This is a genomic window from Streptomyces sp. NPDC057654, from assembly GCF_042800135.1.
In the GTDB taxonomy this organism is placed as follows: Bacteria; Actinomycetota; Actinomycetes; order Streptomycetales; family Streptomycetaceae; genus Streptomyces.
Genome location: NZ_JBHVHQ010000070.1, coordinates 1 through 18,237 on the forward strand (window position 1 = coordinate 1; position 18,237 = coordinate 18,237).

Annotated in this window: 18 protein-coding genes; 12 read left to right on the forward strand and 6 right to left on the reverse strand. The window is 71.7% G+C overall.

The features are described from left to right. Positions 1-516, forward strand: a 516-nt coding sequence (locus tag ACFU99_RS08770) for a zinc-binding dehydrogenase (protein ID WP_384387851.1), incomplete at its 5' end; no start/stop codon positions are given. After that, positions 516-1,193: an MBL fold metallo-hydrolase gene (locus ACFU99_RS08775; protein ID WP_384387854.1), complete on the forward strand. Its 678-nt coding sequence runs from the start codon at positions 516-518 to the stop codon at positions 1,191-1,193. The genes ACFU99_RS08770 and ACFU99_RS08775, both read left to right, overlap by 1 nt. Before the next feature lie 47 nt (positions 1,194-1,240). On the opposite strand, the gene ACFU99_RS08780 is transcribed toward ACFU99_RS08775, so the two are convergent. Beyond that, on the reverse strand, positions 1,241-2,569 hold the full coding sequence (locus tag ACFU99_RS08780) for a 6-phospho-beta-glucosidase (RefSeq protein ID WP_384387856.1): 1,329 nt from the start codon (positions 2,567-2,569) through the stop codon (positions 1,241-1,243). Between the two features lie 364 nt (positions 2,570-2,933). Here ACFU99_RS08780 and ACFU99_RS08785 point away from each other — a divergent pair, with 364 nt between their 5' ends. From ACFU99_RS08785 to era, 7 genes are all read left to right on the forward strand, one after another. Continuing rightward, entirely contained in the window at positions 2,934-3,992 is a 1,059-nt protein-coding gene (locus ACFU99_RS08785; protein ID WP_384387899.1) for a carbohydrate kinase family protein, read from the forward strand. 215 nt (positions 3,993-4,207) lie between these two features. After that, positions 4,208-5,209 (forward strand): PhoH family protein, encoded by a 1,002-nt coding sequence (locus tag ACFU99_RS08790; RefSeq protein WP_384387859.1) that lies wholly within the window; start codon positions 4,208-4,210, stop codon positions 5,207-5,209. Between the two features lie 66 nt (positions 5,210-5,275). Next, complete coding sequence (gene ybeY / locus ACFU99_RS08795; protein WP_384387862.1) at positions 5,276-5,773, forward strand: rRNA maturation RNase YbeY; 498 nt, start codon at positions 5,276-5,278, stop codon at positions 5,771-5,773. Further along, on the forward strand, positions 5,770-7,089 hold the full coding sequence (locus ACFU99_RS08800; RefSeq protein WP_384387864.1) for a hemolysin family protein: 1,320 nt from the start codon (positions 5,770-5,772) through the stop codon (positions 7,087-7,089). The genes ybeY and ACFU99_RS08800 overlap by 4 nt, the downstream gene beginning before the upstream one ends. Before the next feature lie 65 nt (positions 7,090-7,154). Next, on the forward strand, positions 7,155-7,508 hold the full coding sequence (locus ACFU99_RS08805; protein ID WP_384387867.1) for a cytidine deaminase: 354 nt from the start codon (positions 7,155-7,157) through the stop codon (positions 7,506-7,508). Continuing rightward, complete coding sequence (locus ACFU99_RS08810) at positions 7,505-7,936, forward strand: hypothetical protein (protein ID WP_384387870.1); 432 nt, start codon at positions 7,505-7,507, stop codon at positions 7,934-7,936. The genes ACFU99_RS08805 and ACFU99_RS08810 overlap by 4 nt, the downstream gene beginning before the upstream one ends. 132 nt (positions 7,937-8,068) lie before the next feature. After that, positions 8,069-9,010 (forward strand): GTPase Era, encoded by a 942-nt coding sequence (gene era / locus ACFU99_RS08815; RefSeq protein WP_384387872.1) that lies wholly within the window; start codon positions 8,069-8,071, stop codon positions 9,008-9,010. Between the two features lie 47 nt (positions 9,011-9,057). Here the strand turns inward: era and ACFU99_RS08820 are convergent, their stop codons facing one another. From ACFU99_RS08820 to ACFU99_RS08835, 4 genes are all read right to left on the reverse strand, one after another. Beyond that, complete coding sequence (locus ACFU99_RS08820; RefSeq protein WP_384387875.1) at positions 9,058-10,290, reverse strand: MFS transporter; 1,233 nt, start codon at positions 10,288-10,290, stop codon at positions 9,058-9,060. Next, on the reverse strand, positions 10,287-11,663 hold the full coding sequence (locus ACFU99_RS08825; protein ID WP_384387878.1) for a GH1 family beta-glucosidase: 1,377 nt from the start codon (positions 11,661-11,663) through the stop codon (positions 10,287-10,289). The genes ACFU99_RS08820 and ACFU99_RS08825 overlap by 4 nt, the downstream gene beginning before the upstream one ends. Positions 11,664-11,840: 177 nt before the next feature. Beyond that, positions 11,841-12,107, reverse strand: a complete 267-nt coding sequence (locus ACFU99_RS08830) for a protealysin inhibitor emfourin (RefSeq protein WP_384387881.1) — start codon at positions 12,105-12,107, stop codon at positions 11,841-11,843. A 29-nt stretch (positions 12,108-12,136) separates the two neighbouring features. After that, positions 12,137-13,192, reverse strand: coding sequence for a M4 family metallopeptidase (locus tag ACFU99_RS08835; RefSeq protein ID WP_384387884.1), 1,056 nt, complete (start codon positions 13,190-13,192; stop codon positions 12,137-12,139). Positions 13,193-13,671: 479 nt separating this feature from the next. Between ACFU99_RS08835 and leuA the strand changes: the two genes are divergently transcribed. Both leuA and ACFU99_RS08845 read left to right on the forward strand, forming a co-directional pair. After that, on the forward strand, positions 13,672-15,444 hold the full coding sequence (leuA, locus tag ACFU99_RS08840) for a 2-isopropylmalate synthase (protein WP_384387887.1): 1,773 nt from the start codon (positions 13,672-13,674) through the stop codon (positions 15,442-15,444). Positions 15,445-15,645: 201 nt separating this feature from the next. Continuing rightward, positions 15,646-16,356 carry a TerB family tellurite resistance protein gene (locus ACFU99_RS08845; protein WP_384387890.1) on the forward strand — a complete coding sequence of 237 codons (711 nt, stop codon included), beginning with the start codon at positions 15,646-15,648 and terminating at the stop codon, positions 16,354-16,356. 130 nt (positions 16,357-16,486) lie between these two features. On the opposite strand, the gene ACFU99_RS08850 is transcribed toward ACFU99_RS08845, so the two are convergent. After that, on the reverse strand, positions 16,487-17,347 hold the full coding sequence (locus tag ACFU99_RS08850; protein WP_384387893.1) for a TSUP family transporter: 861 nt from the start codon (positions 17,345-17,347) through the stop codon (positions 16,487-16,489). 281 nt (positions 17,348-17,628) lie between these two features. Between ACFU99_RS08850 and ACFU99_RS08855 the strand changes: the two genes are divergently transcribed. After that, positions 17,629-18,141 carry a CGNR zinc finger domain-containing protein gene (locus ACFU99_RS08855; protein ID WP_384387896.1) on the forward strand — a complete coding sequence of 171 codons (513 nt, stop codon included), beginning with the start codon at positions 17,629-17,631 and terminating at the stop codon, positions 18,139-18,141. Positions 18,142-18,237: the final 96 nt, after the last annotated feature.

An 18,237-nucleotide genomic window follows, 5' to 3' on the forward strand; every position in this document is an offset into this window, starting at 1 on the left:
GTCGGGGACGCCGCCATCGCCGGCGCCCGGCTCGCCGGGGCCGCCCGCATCATCGCCGTCGACATCGACGACCGGAAGCTGGAGACCGCGAAGTCGATGGGCGCCACCCACGCCGTCAACTCGAAGTCCGGCGACCCCGTCGCCGCCATCCGCGAGCTGACCGGCGGCTTCGGCGCGGACGTCGTCATCGACGCGGTCGGCCGCCCCGAGACGTACGAGCAGGCCTTCTACGCCCGCGACCTCGCCGGCACCGTCGTCCTGGTCGGCGTCCCGACGCCCGAGATGAAGCTGGAACTGCCGCTGCTCGACGTCTTCGGGCGCGGCGGCGCGCTCAAGTCCTCCTGGTACGGCGACTGCCTGCCCTCCCGCGACTTCCCGATGCTCGTCGACCTGCACCAGCAGGGGCGGCTCGACCTCGGCGCGTTCGTCACGGAGACCATCGGCATCGACGACGTGGAGAAGGCGTTCGAGCGGATGCACCAGGGCGATGTGCTGCGCTCGGTGGTGGTCTTCTGATGGCGGCCGATCCCAAGGCCCGCGCCGAGGCCACCTCCGAGAGCGGCCCCCGCGTCCGCGTCGACCATCTCGTCACCTCCGGCACGTTCTCGCTCGACGGCGGCACCTGGGACGTCGACAACAACGTGTGGATCATCGGCGACGACCACGAGGCGATCGTCATCGACGCCGCCCACGACGCCGACGCCATCGCCGACGCGCTCGGCGGCCGTACGCTCCGCGCGATCGTCTGCACCCACGCGCACAACGACCATATCGACGCGGCCCCCGCCCTCGCGGACCGCACCGGCGCGCCGATCCTGCTGCACGCCGACGATCTGCCGCTGTGGCAGCAGACCCACCCGGACCGCTCCCCGGACGGCTGGCTCACGGACGGCCAGACCCTGACCGTCGCGGGCGTCGGGCTGACCGTGCTGCACACGCCCGGCCACGCGCCCGGCGCGGTCTGCCTGTACGCGCCCGCGCTGAGCGCCGTCTTCACCGGCGACACGCTGTTCAACGGCGGGCCGGGGGCCACCGGCCGGTCCTTCTCCAGTTTCCCGACGATCGTCGAGTCGATCCGGGAGCGGCTGCTGACGCTGCCCGCGGAGACCGTCGTCCGTACGGGGCACGGCGAGGCGACCTCGGTCGGCGCCGAGGCCCCGCACCTGGCGGAGTGGGTGGCGCGGGGGCACTGACCCCGGGAGCGGGGCGGTGCTCTGCGCCGCCCCGCACAGAGCACCGCTCAGGTCGTGGACGCCCGTTCCAGGATGCGGGCGGCCACCGCCGGGGAGTCGACCAGCGGATGCAGGGCCAGGGCCCGCAGCGCCGCGTCCCGGTCCTTGTACACCGCCGCCTCGATCGACGCCCGTTCCACGGCCTTGAGCTGGAGCATCAGCCCGAGCTGGTCCTCCCGCAGCGGCGCGCACGGCAGCGGGCGCGCCCCGTCCTCGCCCACCTCGCACACCGTCTCGATGACCGCGTCGGGCGCCAGCTGCGGAACGGTCGTGCCGTTGGGGACATTGAGAATGAGACGCGCGTGCTCGTTCCGCGAGATCGCCCGCATCAGCGCCAGCGCCACCTGGTCGTAGCCGCCGCCGTCGAGGTCGCAGGAGTCGCGCTCCCAACCCCCGCTCGCCGCCCGGCTCTCGGACATATACGTCTCCTCGCGCTGGAGCCGCGTCCGCTCCCACAGTTCGTACGCCTGCTCCGGCCGCCGGTCCGCGGCCTCCGCGAAGAACGCGCCCTGCTGCCCGTCCAGGAACTCGCCGCGGGTCTTGACCGACTCGGTCACCGAGCGCAGCGTCTCGCGGCGGAAGTAGTAGTAGTGCAGATACTCGTTGGGCAGCGCGCCGAGTGCCTGGAGCCACTCGGCCCCGAACAGCTTGCCCTCCTCGAACGCGCCCAGCGCGGCGGAGTCGGCGAGCAGGTCCGGCAGCAGGTCGCGGCCCTCGAACCGCAGGGACCGCAGCCAGCCGAGGTGGTTGAGGCCCACATAGTCGTAGCTGACCGCGTTCGGGTCCACGCCGAGCGCGCGGGACGCCCGCCGCACCAGGCCGACCGGCGAGTCGCAGATGCCGATGACCCGCTCGCCCAGCACGGCCGTCATGGCCTCGGTGACCATGCCCGCCGGGTTGGTGAAGTTGATCAGCCACGCGTCGGGGGCCACGGCCGCGGCCCGTTCCGCGATCTCCAGGGCGACCAGGATCGTCCGCAGCCCGTACAGCACACCGCCCGCGCCCACGGTCTCCTGGCCCAACACGCCCTCGGAGAGCGGGATCCGCTCGTCCCGCACCCGGCCCGCGGTGCCGCCCACCCGGATCGCCGAGAAGATGAAGTCCGTGCCGCGCAGCGCGTCGTCGAGCGTGTCGGCGAGGCGCACGACGGGCGCGCCGGGCACGCCCGCGGACTGCGCCGCCAGTACGGACTCGATGACGCGCAGCCGCTCGGAATCCGTGTCGTACAGCACCAGTTCGGTGCAGCGGCCGGGCGCGTCGCGCCGAGCGTCGTCCAGCAAGGCCCGGTGTACGAGCGGCACGCGGAAACCGCCACCGCCCAGAATCGTCAACCTCATGCCCGGAACGTACCGCAGCATCGGGCACACTGTCCGAACCCGCGTAGCAGCGACCAGGCGAGGTCACGGGCCGGACCACGGGCAGGACGTGGATCCGGACGGGGCCGGACGGCGATCCGGACCGAGGGAGAGGGCGCCGCCGGGGCGCGGGTAGGACAGCAGACAAGGCAGCGGACAGGACCGCAGACGTGACCGACGGCGCGCACCATCGCGGAAGCCCGGCGGCACGACACGACGAGACGCACTGAGCGTCGGGGAGCGCACCGTGACATTTGGCGACGGAGACCGGCCGGCGAGCGGCGCGCGGCACCATGAGGCGGGCGGGCCCGCGGCGCGGGCCGGGTGCCATCCGGTTCTCGACCCGCTGGCGGAGGTCCGCTCCGACCGCGACCCCGCGACCGACGTGTATCTCACCGGCACCGTCTTCCTCGACATCATCTTCACCGGTCTGGACTCCGCCCCCGTGCGCGGCACCGAGTCCTGGGCGCGCGGCATGGGCTCCAGCCCCGGCGGCGTCGCCAATATGGCGACCGCCCTGGCCCGGCTCGGGCTGCGGACGTCGCTGGCCGCCGCGTTCGGCGACGACATGTACGGCGAGTACTGCTGGGACGCGCTCTCCCGGGGCGAGGGCATCGACCTGGAGCCGTCGCGCACGGTCCCGGGCTGGCACTCCCCGGTGACCGTCTCCATGGCGTACGAGGGCGAGCGGACCATGGTCTCCCACGGCCACGAGGCCCCGCCGCCGGACGAGCCCGCGCCCGTCTGCCCGCCGCCCGCCCGCGCCTGCGTCAGCCTGCTGGAGCCCGGCAAGCGCGAGGAGTGGCTGGCGCACGCGGCGCGCCGGGGGAGCCGGATCTTCGCGGACGTCGGCTGGGACGACAGTGGCCGTTGGGACCCGGACGATCTCGCCGACCTCCAGCACTGCGAGGCGTTCCTCCCCAACGCCGAGGAGGCCATGCGCTACACCCGCACCGACTGCCCGCGCGCCGCCGCCCGCGCGCTCGCCGACAAGGTGCCGCTGGCCGTCGTCACGCTCGGCTCGGAGGGCGCGTACGCGGCGGACGGCCGTACGGGCGAGACCGCCGAGGTCCCGGCCATCGCCGTGGAGGCGCTGGACCCGACCGGCGCCGGGGACGTGTTCGTCGCGGGCTTCGTCACCGGGACGCTCGCCGACTGGCCGCTCGCGGACCGGCTCGCCTTCGCGGGGCTGACCGCCGCCCTGTCCGTACAGGAATTCGGCGGCTCGCTGTCCGCGCCGGGGTGGGTGGAGATCGCCGCGTGGTGGCAGCACGTGAAGTCGTACGACGACCAGGACCCGGCGGCGCTGCGCCGCTATGCCTTCCTGGACGGGATACTGCCGGCTGCGGCGCGGCCCTGGCCGCTGGTGCGGGCGGTGCCGACGATCGGGTTCCGCAGGCAGTGAGGGGGCGGGGGCAGTGAGGGGGCGGGGGCAGTGAGGCGGCGCGGGCAGTGAGGGGGCGCGGGCGGTGAGGCCGTACGGGGCCCGGCGGCGGCTGCGCCCGGCCCCCGGCGGCAGGCGCATAAAACACCTCGGCCTTGTCAGTGCACCGTCGTACCCTTGGTATCCCAAGGCTGTCGAGCACAGAAAGAGGGATGAGCAGGCCAGAGAGCCGGCCCATGACTCAGACACCGACGCAACAGCAGGCGAGCGCCCACTTCACCGTTCCGGCCAAGCACCCCATGGTCACGGTCCTGGGCTCCGGGGACTCGCTCCTGCGCGTGATCGAGAAGGCGTTCCCGTCCACGGACATTCATGTACGGGGCAATGAAGTAAGCGCTACCGGGGACCCGAAGGAAGTCGCCCTCGTACAGCGCGTCTTCGACGAGATGATGCTGGTGCTCCGCACCGGTCAGCCGATGACGGAGGACGCAGTGGAACGGTCGATCGCCATGCTCCAGGAGAGTGCGAACGGGGAGGGGCCCGCGGAGACCCCGGCGGAGGTCCTCAGCCAGAACATCCTCTCCAGCCGCGGCCGCACGATCCGCCCCAAGACGCTCAACCAGAAGCGCTATGTCGACGCCATCGACAAGCACACCGTCGTCTTCGGCATCGGCCCCGCGGGCACCGGCAAGACCTATCTGGCCATGGCCAAGGCCGTGCAGGCTCTCCAGTCCAAGCAGGTCAACCGGATCATCCTGACCCGCCCGGCCGTCGAGGCGGGGGAGCGGCTCGGCTTCCTGCCCGGCACGCTCTACGAGAAGATCGACCCGTATCTGCGCCCGCTCTACGACGCGCTGCACGACATGCTCGACCCGGACTCGATCCCGCGCCTGATGGCGGCGGGCACGATCGAGGTCGCACCGCTGGCATACATGCGCGGCCGGACCCTCAATGACGCGTTCATCATCCTGGACGAGGCGCAGAACACCAGCGCCGAGCAGATGAAGATGTTCCTCACCCGGCTCGGCTTCGACTCCAAGATCGTGATCACCGGCGACATCACCCAGATCGACCTGCCGAACGGCACGAAGAGCGGACTGCGCCAGGTCCAGGAGATCCTGGACGGCGTCGAGGACGTGCATTTCTCGCGCCTCACCAGCACCGACGTGGTCCGCCACAAGCTGGTGGGCCGTATCGTCGACGCGTACGAGCAGTACGACAGCCGAAACGGCCTGTGACACCAGCAGCAGTCTGTGACATCCGCAGCGGCCTGTGACACCCGACGAAGGTAAAAACTGAGCACCATGGCGATCGACGTCAACAACGAATCCGGTACGGACATCGACGAGCAGGCGGTGCTGGACGTCGCCCGCTACGCCCTGGCCCGGATGCGTATCCACCCGCTCTCCGAGCTCTCGGTCATCGTCGTCGACGCCGACGCCATGGAGCAGCTGCACATCCAGTGGATGGACCTGCCCGGTCCCACCGATGTCATGTCCTTCCCGATGGACGAGCTGCGGCCGCCCGCCAAGGACGAGGAGGAGCCGCCGCAGGGGCTGCTCGGCGACATCGTGCTCTGCCCGGAGGTCGCCAAGCGGCAGGGCGAGGAGGCGCCGACCGGACACTCCATGGACGAGGAGCTCCAGCTTCTGACCGTGCACGGAGTCCTCCACCTGCTCGGCTACGACCACGAGGAGCCGGAGGAGAAGACCGAGATGTTCGGTCTCCAGGCCGCGATCATCGACGGCTGGCGCGGTGAGCGCGGCATCGAAGGGCCCTCCCCGGCCCCCACGTTCACGTGACCGCTCAACTGCTGGCCGTCGCGGTCCTGCTGGTCGTCGTCGCCTGGCTCGCCGCCTGCGCGGAGGCCGGCCTGGCCCGTACGACGCGGTTCCGCGCCGAGGAGGCCGTACGGTCCGGGCGGCGCGGCAGCGCGAAGCTGATGGCCGTCGCCGCCGACCCCACCCGCTATCTCAACGTGGCGCTGCTGGTGCGCGTCGCCTGCGAGATGGCGTCCGGGGTGCTCGTCACCTACGTGTTCCTGGGCGAGTTCGACCGCACCTGGGAGGCGCTCGTCCTGGCCATGGCCGTCATGGTCCTCGTCTCGTACGTCGCCGTCGGCGTCTCCCCGCGCACCATCGGCCGCCAGCACCCGGTGAACACCGCGACCGCCGCCGCGTACGTCCTGCTGCCGCTCGCCCGCGTCATGGGCCCCATCCCGCAGCTCCTCATCCTCCTCGGCAACGCGCTCACCCCCGGCAAGGGGTTCCGCAAGGGCCCGTTCGCCTCCGAGGCCGAACTGCGGGCCATGGTCGACCTCGCGGAGAAGGAGTCGCTCATCGAGGACGACGAGCGCCGCATGGTGCACTCCGTCTTCGAGCTCGGCGACACGCTGGTGCGCGAGGTGATGGTGCCGCGCACCGACCTCGTCGTCATCGAGCGCGGCAAGACCATCCGGCAGGCGCTGACGCTGGCGCTGCGCAGCGGGTTCTCGCGCATACCGGTCACCGGTGAGAGCGAGGACGACATCGTCGGCGTCGTCTATCTCAAGGATCTCGCCCGCAAGACGCACATCAGCCGGGACGCGGAGTCGGAGCTGGTCTCGACGGCGATGCGGCCGGCGGTCTTCGTGCCCGACACCAAGAACGCGGGCGATCTGCTGCGCGAGATGCAGGTGCAGCGCAACCACTGCGCCGTCGTCATCGACGAGTACGGCGGCACGGCGGGCATCGTCACGATCGAGGACATCCTGGAGGAGATCGTCGGCGAGATCACCGACGAGTACGACCGTGAACTGCCGCCGGTCGAGGACCTCGGCGACGGTACGTACCGGGTGACGGCCCGCCTCGACATCGGCGACCTCGGCGAGCTGTACGGCCTGGAGCTGGACGACGAGGACGTGGAGACGGTCGGCGGGCTGCTGGCCAAGTCGCTGGGGCGGGTCCCGATCGCGGGGGCCACGGCGGAGGTGGACCTCACGGAGGACGCCACCGATCCGGGGCTGCGCGCCCTGCGGCTGACGGCCGAGTCCCCGGCCGGCCGTCGCAACCGCATCGTCACGGTGCTGGTCGAGCCGGTCCGTACGCTCCATGTGCGGGAAGCGGAGCCGGGGGCCTGACGGTCCGGGGCCAGTGGTCCGGGATCGGGGGCCGGGCCCGTCGCGTACGCAACTATGCTCGCCGTATGACGGACAACACGCCCTTGGACCCCGAGGACCTCAAGCTCATCACGCTGGCCCGCGCCACCCGCGCCCGCAACGCGGTGCCCGAGGGCGCGGCCGTGCGCGACGAGACGGGCCGTACGTACGTGGCCGGGACCGTCGCCCTCGACTCGCTCGCGCTGAGCGCCCTGCAAACCGCTGTCGCGATGGCCGTCGCCAGCGGCGCGACGTCACTGGAGGCCGCGGCCGTGGTCACCGCCGCCGACGCCGTGTCCGACGCGGACCGCGCGGCCGTACGGGACCTCGGCGGGGCCGAGACGCCGGTCGTGCTCGCGAGCCCGGACGGCACGCCGCGGCGGACGGTGACGGCTGGATGAGCGCCGTGGGTTCGACGCCGAAGGGCACATGGTCGCTGGTGGCGGGCTGGGGGCTGATCGTCGGCGGCACGATCCTGACCGTGAGCGTCTTCGTCGACTTCGCACTCGGCGACGGCTTCGCCTGGTGGACGCTGGCCTGGATGTTCGTGCTGTGCCCCGAGGGCGTGCGGTACCTGGACGCCGAGCGCGGCTCCGGACGGATCGCCGCGCGGATCCAGGCGCTGCTGCCGTGGCGGCTCGGGGCAGCCGCTCTGCTGCTGTGGGCCGGGCTGATCACGGACTGGGCACGCGGTCACGGCACCGACTGGCTGGTCCTCGTCGCCGCCGTCCTGGTCCTGGCGTCCGTGGCCGTCACGGCCTTCGCGTCCGTCACGGCCCGCGCCGAGCGCCGCAGGGCGCGCACCGAGGGCGCGGACGCGCTCGGCTGACAGCGACCGCCCCCAGCCGCTCCCGTACGCGCCGGTCCCGCCCGCCCCGGCAGCCGCTCCCCGTACGCGCCGGCCCCGCCCTCCCCGCCGCGCTGGTCGGCGGCGGTCGGGGGATCGGGGAGAATATCCCCTATGGATAACGCCTCATCCCCGACCCAGGCCCCCCATCGCGCGGGCTTCGCGTGCTTCGTCGGCCGCCCCAACGCGGGCAAGTCGACCCTGACCAACGCACTGGTGGGGACGAAGGTCGCGATCACCTCCAGCCGTCCGCAGACCACCCGGCACACCGTCCGCGGCATCGTGCACCGGCCCGACGCCCAGCTCGTCCTCGTGGACACGCCCGGTCTGCACAAGCCGCGCACGCTGCTCGGCGAGCGGCTCAACGACGTCGTGCGGACCACGTGGGCCGAGGTCGACGTGATCGGGTTCTGCCTGCCCGCCGACCAGAAGCTCGGGCCCGGCGACCGGTTCATCGCCGCCGAGCTGGCCAAGATCAAGAAGACCCCGAAGGTCGCGATCGTCACCAAGACCGACCTCGTGGAGTCCAAGGCGCTCGCCGAGCAGCTGCTCGCCGTGGACAAGCTCGGCCAGGAGCTGGGCATCGAGTGGGCGGAGATCATCCCGGTGTCGGCGGTGGGCGACAAGCAGGTGTCGCTCCTGTCCGACCTGCTCGTTCCGCTGCTGCCGGAGAGCCCGCCGCTCTACCCGGAGGGCGACCTCACCGACGAGCCCGAGCAGGTCATGGTCGCCGAGCTGATCAGGGAGGCCGCGCTGGAGGGCGTACGGGACGAACTGCCGCACTCCATCGCCGTCGTGGTCGAGGAGATGATCCCGCGCGAGGGCCGCCCCGAGAACAAGCCGCTGCTCGACATCCACGCCAATGTCTACATCGAGCGGCCCAGCCAGAAGGGCATCATCATCGGCCCCAAGGGCGCCCGCCTCAAGGACGTCGGCATGCGGTCGCGCAAGCACATCGAGGCGCTGCTCGGCACCCCGGTCTTCCTCGACCTGCATGTGAAGGTGGCCAAGGACTGGCAGCGGGACCCGAAGCAGCTGCGCAAGCTCGGCTTCTGAGCCCCGGAATTGACCGGAGGCTCACGCGAGGGCCCGGCCCGGGGTCCTCAGTCCACCCCGCGGATGCGGTGCACCCCCGCCGCGCCCGCCAGCACCACCGCCGCCGCCAGGACGTACAGCACCCGGTAGCCGCCGAGATGCGTGACGACCGGCGCGGCCAGGGCGGGGGCGAGGACCTGGGGCAGCGAGTTGGCGATGTTGACCACGCCGAGGTCCTTGCCGCGGTCCGCGGCGGTCGGCAGCACATCCGTGATCAGCGCGAAGTCGACGGACGTGAACACCCCGAAGCCGACGCCCAGCACCGCCGCCGCGACCAGCGCGCCGGTCCAGGTCTGCCAGCAGGCCAGCAGCAGCGCGGACCCGGCGATGAGGACTCCGGCCCAGGTCACGTACGGCTTGCGGCGGTCCGTACGGTCGGAGCGGACGCCCGCGGCGACGACCGTGGCGAGCAGCGCCGCGCTGTTGACGGCGGTGAGGATCAGCACGCCGTCCTCGGCGTCGCCCGCGTAGCGCACGACGTCCCGCAGGAAGTACAGGAGATACAGCAGGGCGATCGAGTTGCCCAGGTTGATCAGGAAGCGGGTCAGCCACGCCCACGCCAGGTCCGGATGGGCGCGCGGGCTCAGCCGGAAGCCGGCGGCGAACGCCCGTAGCCGGAAGGGCGGGCGCAGCTCGCGGGGGAGCACGACGTCGCGGGGGCGCAGCAGATACGGGAGGGCGCCGAGGACCGTGAAGGCCGCGCAGGCCAGATAGCCGGCCGAGTCGCCGCCCGCGGCCGTGGCCAGCCCCGTCCCGGCCAGGACGCCCAGGATCTGCGCGGCGCCCAGCCAGCCGCCGACCGTGCCGCGCTGCCGGTGCGGCACCCGGTCCGGGACGGCGGCGGTGAGCGCGGCGAACGCGGCGTTCAGGGCGAGCTGGACCAGGCACCAGCCCGCGATCATGACGGTGAGCGTCGTGGCGGAGGCGAGCACGGCGAGCCCGGCGGCCCCGCCGAGCACGCCGACGGCGACCCAGGGCGTGCGGCGGCCGTAGCGCGAGGCCGTACGGTCGGAGAGCGCCCCGAAGAGCGGGTTGGCGACGAGGGAGACGGCCGCGCCGGAGCCGGTCACCCAGGCGAGGGCCGCCGCCTTGTGGCCGGGGGCGACCTCGGCGGCCTGGAGGGCCAGCAGCACCTGGAGGGGTCCGAACCAGCCCGCCCAGACCGCGCCGTTGGCGAGCGAGAGCGAGGCGGTCCAGCCGCGCCCGACCTCGCTCGTGGGCGCGGCGAGCGCGTCCGTCAACGCTCCGCCCGAGCGTGCGCCCGTATCGTGTTCCGCAGCCAGTGGTACGAGTCCTTGGGGGTGCGGGTCTGGGTGGCGTAGTCGATGTGGACGAGGCCGAAGCGCTGCTCGTACCCGGCGGCCCACTCGAAGTTGTCCATCAGGGACCAGACGAAGTACCCCCGGACGTCGACGCCCGCCTCCATCGCCCGGTGCAGCGCCCGCAGATGGCCGTCCAGGAAGTCGATACGGGCCTGGTCGGCGATGCCGTCGTACGCGCAGCCGTTCTCGGTGATGTACACGGGCGGCAGCCGGTCGCCGTAGCGGTCGCGGTAGCCGGTCAGCAGTTCGGTGAGCCCTTCGGGGACGACGGGCCAGCCGAAGCCGGTGCGTGGACGGCCCTCGATCTCCTTGAGCGAGAAGGGGAGTTCGGCGGGGAGCGCGATGCCCGCGTAGTCGCTGCCGTCCTCGGCCGCCGGGTCGGGCGCGCCGACGAGGGTGGGCTGGTAGTAGTTGACGCCGTACCAGTCCAGCGGCTCCGCGATGGTCTTGAGGTCCTCCTCGACGGGGCCGGGCATGGCGTCGGCGATGCCCTCGTCGGGATACCGGCCGAGCAGGACCGGCTCGGCGAACAGCCGGTTCAGGAGCAGGTCGTAGAGGTCCGCGGCCTCGCGGTCGGCGGTGTCGTCGGAGGCCGCCCAGGTGGGCCCGTGCGAGTTGGCGATTCCGATGGAACGGGCCCCGCGCGCCCGCAGCGCCTGCACGGCCAGCCCGTGCCCGAGCAGCTGGTGGTGGGCGGCGGGCAGCGCGTCGAAGAGCAGCTGCCTGCCGGGGGCGTGCTCGCCCAGCCCGTAGCCGAGCAGGGTGAGTTCGGCGGGCTCGTTGATGGTGATCCACATGTCGACGCGGTCCCCGAGCCGCTCGGCGACGGTGTCCGCGTACGCGGCGAAGCGGTGCGCGGTGTCCCGTACGAGCCAGCCGCCGCGCTCCTCCAGGGCCTGCGGCGTGTCCCAGTGGAAGAGGGTCGGCACGGGCCGTACGCCCGCCGCGAGCAGCTCGTCGACGAGCCGGTCGTAGAAGTCGAGACCGGCCTTGTTGACGGGGCCGCGGCCGTCGGGGTGCACGCGGGACCAGGAGAGCGAGAAGCGGTACGCGCCGACGCCGAGCCCGGCCAGCAGGGCGACGTCCTCGCGGTGGCGGTGGTAGTGGTCGCAGGCGACCGACGCGTCCTTGCCGTCCTTGATCCGGCCGGCCTCGGCGGCGAAGACGTCCCAGGCGGAGGGCGTGCGGCCGTCCTCGCGCAGCGCGCCCTCGATCTGGTGCGCGGAGGTGGAGACGCCCCACAGGAAGTCCCGCGGGAGGTCCGGAAGCGGCCGTGGAGAAGATGCTGACACCGGTGTTGCCCCCTGCCGATCGGAGAGCGCGATCGTCTGGGGCGCGGGGAGAGGTGTCAAGAGGTGAGGATGGTTCTTCTTTCCGGCCGCTCCGGTGCGGCGCCGGCTGCACGCCGTCAAGCGCGTCTGCTACGCGCTCACCTACGCGCCTTGCTATGCGCCTACCTACGCGCCTACCTACGCGCCTTCCTTCAACACGCGCTGGATGAGCTCCCGTTGGTGCTCGGTGAGGTGCGGGTCCGAGCAGTGGGCCGTGCGGCCGTCGACGGTGATCTCGTAGTGGAAACCGTCCGGCACGCCGCGCGGGGGTCCGCTGGAGCACCCGCTCAGGGCCTGGTGGGCCAGGGCTTTCAGATGATCCGCGTCGGGCCGCCCTGTGGTGTCCAGCTCGGCCCGGCGCTCGATGCCGGCGAATCCGCCGGTTCGGGTGATGGCAATCCGCATGGGGCCATCCTGTCCCGGATCGTCCGTCACTACGAGGTGGGGACCCCGACCTGGGACCACGCCTTCAGGACGGTCTGCGTCTCGTCGCCCTCGCCGAAGAGGGTACGGGCGCTCGCCACGGTCAGCCGGGCGAAGTCCGCGAACTGGGCGTCGGTGGACAGCTCCCCGCCGGTCAGCGTGGCGTACCAGATCTTGCCCGCCTTCTCCCAGGCGTTGCCGCCGAGCTCGGTGGCCAGCAGGTAGAAGGCGTGGTTGGGGATGCCGGAGTTGATGTGCACGCCGCCGTTGTCCCGCGAGGTGTTGACGTAGTCGTCCATCGTCGCGGGCTGCGGGTCCTTGCCGAGCTTGTCGTCGTCGTACGCCGTGCCCGGGGCCTTCATGGAGCGCAGCGCCTCGCCCTGCACGTCCGGGCCGAGCAGCCCAGCGCCGATGAGCCAGTCGGCCTGGGCGGCGGACTGCCCGAGCGCGTACTGCTTGATCAGCGAGCCGAAGACATCCGAGACGGACTCGTTGAGCGCCCCGGACTGGGCCCAGTACTCCAGGTTCGCGGTGTGCTGGGTGACGCCGTGGGTCAGCTCGTGGCCGATGACGTCCACGGGGATGGTGAAGTCGAGGAACAGGTCCCCGTCGCCGTCGCCGAAGACCATCCGGCTGCCGTCCCAGAAGGCGTTGTCGTACTTGTCGCCGTAGTGGACGGTGGCGTTCAGCGGCAGCCCGGAGTCGTCGATGGAGTGCCGGCCGTAGACCTTCAGGTACAGCTCGAAGGTCGCGCCGAGCCCCGCGTGGGCGCGGTTGACGGTGGCGTCCTTGGAGGGCTTGTCGGTCTCGGCGTGCACCTTCCGGCCGGGCAGCGTCTCCTGGTTCTTGGCGTCGTAGATGGTGCGCTGCGGCTTGTCGGAGGGGGCGCCCGTCGGGGCCGCCGCGGCGCGGACCGTGGTGATCCGGCGGCGGGTGCGCTGGAGGGCGTCGTGTTCGATGGTGCGCGCGGCCCGGTCGGCGCGCGTGGTGTCCTCGCCGCGGGCGAGCTTGTCGAGGACGTGTGGCGGCACGATGGTGCAGAAAACGGGATTGGTTGTGGCGTCCATGCGAGGAAATGTGGCACTGGGTCATCGCCTTGTCACTCCCTGGCGTCATGATTAGTGAAATCGAGTGGTTGGCCTCCTCTTGTCCGGCGGCGGGACGGGCGGCTGTGCTTCCGCCGTGGATTGCCCGGAGTCCGGCCGGGCCCGACCGGCGCCCGACTGGAGCCCCTCCGGGGCCTGACCGGCACCCGACCGGCACCCGATCCGGGCGGTCGTACGCCCCGTCGTACGCCCTGTCATACGCCCCGTCGTACGTCCCGGGATTTCGACCGGCGAATACTCCGTCCCGCATACTGATACAGGGCCGACGGTTTCCGGACTGCTCGGTTAGGGTGCTGAGCATCATGCGTTTCGGGCTGCTTCTCCTTAGCTGCCGCGGCGAGGGCCTGTAGTCGTAGGCCGACCCCCTCCCCGCGGAGTTCGGTGTTGCGGTGAATCCACCCGTCGGCCGTCCCAGAGGACCCACGAGGAGCCCTACGCAGATGTCTGTTTCCGACAACGCCATCGGCCGTCCCACGCCGATCACCGCCGCCACGGTCCAGCAGAAGCCGTCCGGCATGCCGGCGCACCGCTACGGCCAGTACGAGGCCGTCGAGATCCCCGACCGCACCTGGCCCGACAACCGCATCACGGCCGCGCCGCGGTGGCTCTCCACGGACCTGCGGGACGGCAACCAGGCGCTGATCGACCCGATGTCCCCGGCCCGCAAGCGGGAGATGTTCGACCTGCTGGTGCGCATGGGCTACAAGGAGATCGAGGTCGGCTTCCCCTCCTCGGGCGCCACGGACTTCGATTTCGTGCGCTCGATCATCGAGGAGGGCGCGATCCCGGAGGACGTCACCATCTCCGTGCTGACGCAGGCCCGCGAGGAGCTGATCGAGCGGACCGTGCAGTCGCTGCGCGGCGCGCACCGGGCCACCGTCCACCTGTACAACGCCACCGCCCCCACCTTCCGCCGGGTCGTCTTCCGGGGCTCCCGCGAGCAGGTCAAGCAGATCGCGGTGGACGGCACGCGGCTGGTCGTGGAGTACGCCGAGAAGATCCTGGGCGACGAGACGCGGTTCGGCTACCAGTACAGCCCGGAGATCTTCACGGACACCGAGCTGGACTTCGCGCTGGAGGTCTGCGAGGGCGTCATGGACGTCTGGCAGCCCGAGGACGGCCGCGAGATCATCCTGAACCTGCCGGCCACCGTGGAGCGCTCGACGCCCTCCACGCACGCCGACCGCTTCGAGTGGATGTCGCGCAACCTGACCCGCCGCGAGCACGTATGCCTGTCCGTACATCCGCACAACGACCGCGGTACCGCGGTCGCCGCCGCCGAACTGGCGATCATGGCCGGGGCGGACCGCATCGAGGGCTGCCTGTTCGGGCAGGGCGAGCGGACCGGCAATGTGGACCTGGTCACGCTGGGCATGAACCTCTTCTCGCAGGGCGTGGACCCGCAGATCGACTTCTCGCAGATCGACGAGGTCCGCCGCACCGCCGAGTACTGCAACCAGATGGAGATCCACCCGCGCCACCCGTACGCGGGCGATCTGGTCTACACCGCCTTCTCCGGCTCCCACCAGGACGCCATCAAGAAGGGCTTCGAGGCCCTGGAGGCGCAGGCCGCGGAGCAGGGCAAGAGCGTGGACGAGCTGGAGTGGGCGGTCCCGTACCTGCCCATCGACCCGAAGGACGTCGGCCGCTCGTACGAGGCCGTCATCCGCGTCAACTCGCAGTCCGGCAAGGGCGGCATCGCGTACGTCCTGAAGAACGACCACAAGCTGGACCTGCCGCGCCGGATGCAGATCGAGTTCTCCCGGATCATCCAGGGCAAGACCGACGCCGAGGGCGGCGAGGTCACCCCGGCCGCGATCTGGTCCACGTTCCAGGACGAGTACCTGCCCACCCCGGACAACAACCCGTGGGGCCGCATCACGCTGCGCGCCGCCCAGACGTCCACGACCAGCGAGGGCACGGACGCGCTGACGGTGGAGGCCGTGGTCGACGGCGCGGACACGGTGCTGACCGGCACCGGCAACGGCCCGATCTCCGCGTTCTTCGACGCGCTGGCCGGCGTCGGGGTCGACGCGCGGCTGCTGGACTACCAGGAGCACACGATGAGCGAGGGGGCCAGCGCCCAGGCGGCCTCGTACATCGAGTGCGCGATCGGCGGCCAGGTGCTGTGGGGCATGGGCATCGACCCCAACACGACGCGCGCCTCCCTGAAGGCTGTCGTCTCCGCGGTCAACCGGGCGTACCGCGGCTGACCTGCCCTTCGACGGACGTACGCGGCGACCGTCGCGCGCCCCGCACCCCGTCCCGCGCCCCCGTTCTCCGGGGTGCGGGACGGGGTGTTCGGTCCGTTGCCGTCCTCCGGGTGCGTACGAGGTGCTGACGCGGCATCATCGATGTGGCTAACATCACGTCAACGCGGCGACGGTGCCGTGGCGTTATGGAGGTGCGGCGTGATGTACACGCAAGACCGACACGAGCGGAACCGTTGTCTTGTCGGCGTACGCACCGTATGGCGCACCGTCGGCGACGGCGAGTTCTTCTGCGCCGAGTGCGGCGGGGACCGCAATTACCACCGCCGCACCGGCCGCCGCCGCCTCTTCGCCTTCGGCGTCCCGCTGCTGCCGCGCGGCCCGGTCGGCCCGGTCGTCGAGTGCACGGCCTGTCACTCGCGGTATTCGCTGGACGCCCTCGACCACCCCACCACCACCCGTTTCTCGGCGATGCTGCGCGACGCCGTGCACACCGTGGCGCTGGCCGTGCTCGCCGCGGGCGGCACGGAGGCCCGCGGCGTCCGTCAGGCCGCGGTCGGCACGGTGCGCGCCGCCGGGTACGCCGATTGCAGCGAGGAGCAGCTGCTCACGCTGATCGAGGCGCTCGCCGCCGATACGGGCCGGCTCCCCGGCGCGTATACGGACGGCCGCGACGGCTTCGACCCCTGCGGCACCGCGCTCGCCATCGAGCTGCACGAGTCCCTGGAGCCGCTCGCTCCGCACCTGGCGCCTGCGGGCCGGGAGTCGATCCTGCTCCAGGGCGCGCGGATCGCGCTGGCCGACGGCCCGTACCAGCCGGCGGAGCGGGAGGTGCTGGCCACGGTGGGGCGGGCGCTGCTGCTGCGGCCGGAGGACACGGACCGCTTGCTGGCGGCGGCCCGTACGCCGTCTTGACCGTCCATTCCCCTGTGACAGGGGCAGGAAGACGGTGTCGTCGCGCCGGGACCCGGTGTCCGGGGTCGGCATCGGCCGCATGCCCATGAGCACGTCACGGCAGGTCGCGGGTATCCCGGCGGGCGGCCTGTCAGGATTTTGATTCGGTGGTGACGGGCGCCGGGGCGGGTTGGCGGCGTGTGAGCTGGAGGATCTCGCGGACGCCCATGGTGAGGGCGAAGGTGGCGAACACGACACTGAGGACGTCGCTGTTGAGCACCAGCGCGAGGAGCGCTCCGGCGGCGGTGCCGGGGATGGCTCCGAGGCTGAGGTAGCTGCTGATGGACGGTGCGGCGGTGCCCTTGCGCAGGTGGACGACGGCTCCGACGACCGAATTGGGGACGAACAGCAGCAGGGATGTTCCGGCGGCGGTGTGCAGGTCGGCCCCGAAGAGCACGACGAGCGCGGGGACGGCGAGCAGTCCGCCGCCGAGACCGAGGGCCGCGGCCCAGGCGCCGATGACGATGCCGACGAGCACGGTGACCGGGACGACGAACCAGAGGCTGGCCAACAGCGCGGGAGAGACGGCGGCGTGACCGCCGAGGGGGTCGAAGCCGGCGACGTCGAGATAGAGCTTGGCGGCGGTGAGGAGGACCACGGCGATGAACAGCAGCCGCAGGACGCGGTCGGGCAGGCGGGAGACGATGTCGGTGCCGAAGAACCCGCCGATGATGCCGCCGATGGTCATTCCGATTCCGGCGCGGAGATCGACCGCACCGTCGGCGAGGGCGTAGACCGCGGCTCCGACGACGCAGACAGCGATGTTGGCGGTGGTCGCGGTGCCGTGCACCACTGCGCGGGGCAGGCGGGCGAAGCGGTCGAGGGCGGGCACGAAGAAGACGCCGCTGCCGCCGCCGAACAGTCCGCTGACCACGCCGCCGCCGACTCCGATACTCAGCGCGCCCGCGGCTCCCAAGGGGCTGTCAGTGGTGTGTTCGCTGCGTGAGCCCATGTGGTTCCATCCTTCTCGTCGTCGGTCGTGTGAGGGCTTGTCGCGGCTCTCGTACGACCCGGTCGCACAGGCGAAAAGGACCCCTCAGGTCCGTTGCGCGCGGTCACGGTTTCGTCTCCTGGCGGGCGCCGAAGCGGCGGCAGAGGGGGCCGGTGACGCCGGGCTCGGCGGCGGGCCGAGCATCGGCCCAACGGTCGCGTAACCAGCACTCGCGTTGTAGAGGTTACATCAGTGGTAACCGTGACGCGGCGTGGATCGGTTACTGCCGTAGACTGAGGGGTATGACCGCAGTGCCCCATGTACCCACTGACTGGCTGGTGGAGCTGGTGAACGGGTACGGCAGCCGTCCCCGGGCAGCCGCAGCCAGGACCGACGAGCCGTATCCCGGCCTCGGCTGTCTGGCCGATCTCCCCGAAGCGAGCGCTCTCGGAGAAGGGCAGCTGATCGGCGTCGCCGACCGCCTGTGGCCCCTCTTCGCCTCGGCAGGCCCGCCGGAGAGGACGGCGGTCATCAACGACCTCCTGGTCCGCTCCCGGCTCACGCCATACCTCGATCATGAGGCCCGGACCTGCTGGTCGACATCGCTGAACGCGCCCGACAAGCTGGTGACGGCCGGCTGCGTCACGACCCTGATGGAAGTCGTCGCTCAGGGCGGCTGGCGTCGTCTCGGGACCTGTGAGGGCGAGGACTGTCTCGACGCCCATCTCGCCCTGCCCGGACGCAGCCGCCGTTACTGCTCGACCACTTGCCTCAACCGCGCTCGCATCCGCTCCTACCGTGCGCGCCGACGCTGAGACCCGTCGTTTGCGGCCGAAGACCGACCCTGACCGGCCCTGAGGCTGGTGAACTCGCGCGTTCAACTGTCACCAGTTCGCCGAGGGGGCCACTGG

Coding starts and splice junctions, on each gene's coding strand:
- ACFU99_RS08805 (WP_384387867.1), top strand. CDS start 7,155: ATGACGGACAACACGCCCTTGGACCCCGAGGACCTCAAGCTCATCACG.
- ACFU99_RS08790 (WP_384387859.1), top strand. CDS start 4,208: ATGACTCAGACACCGACGCAACAGCAGGCGAGCGCCCACTTCACCGTT.
- ACFU99_RS08855 (WP_384387896.1), top strand. CDS start 17,629: ATGACCGCAGTGCCCCATGTACCCACTGACTGGCTGGTGGAGCTGGTG.
- leuA (WP_384387887.1), top strand. CDS start 13,672: ATGTCTGTTTCCGACAACGCCATCGGCCGTCCCACGCCGATCACCGCC.
- ACFU99_RS08835 (WP_384387884.1), bottom strand. CDS start 13,192: ATGGACGCCACAACCAATCCCGTTTTCTGCACCATCGTGCCGCCACAC.
- ACFU99_RS08810 (WP_384387870.1), top strand. CDS start 7,505: ATGAGCGCCGTGGGTTCGACGCCGAAGGGCACATGGTCGCTGGTGGCG.
- ybeY (WP_384387862.1), top strand. CDS start 5,276: ATGGCGATCGACGTCAACAACGAATCCGGTACGGACATCGACGAGCAG.
- ACFU99_RS08775 (WP_384387854.1), top strand. CDS start 516: ATGGCGGCCGATCCCAAGGCCCGCGCCGAGGCCACCTCCGAGAGCGGC.
- era (WP_384387872.1), top strand. CDS start 8,069: ATGGATAACGCCTCATCCCCGACCCAGGCCCCCCATCGCGCGGGCTTC.
- ACFU99_RS08850 (WP_384387893.1), bottom strand. CDS start 17,347: ATGGGCTCACGCAGCGAACACACCACTGACAGCCCCTTGGGAGCCGCG.
- ACFU99_RS08830 (WP_384387881.1), bottom strand. CDS start 12,107: ATGCGGATTGCCATCACCCGAACCGGCGGATTCGCCGGCATCGAGCGC.
- ACFU99_RS08780 (WP_384387856.1), bottom strand. CDS start 2,569: ATGAGGTTGACGATTCTGGGCGGTGGCGGTTTCCGCGTGCCGCTCGTA.
- ACFU99_RS08845 (WP_384387890.1), top strand. CDS start 15,646: ATGTACACGCAAGACCGACACGAGCGGAACCGTTGTCTTGTCGGCGTA.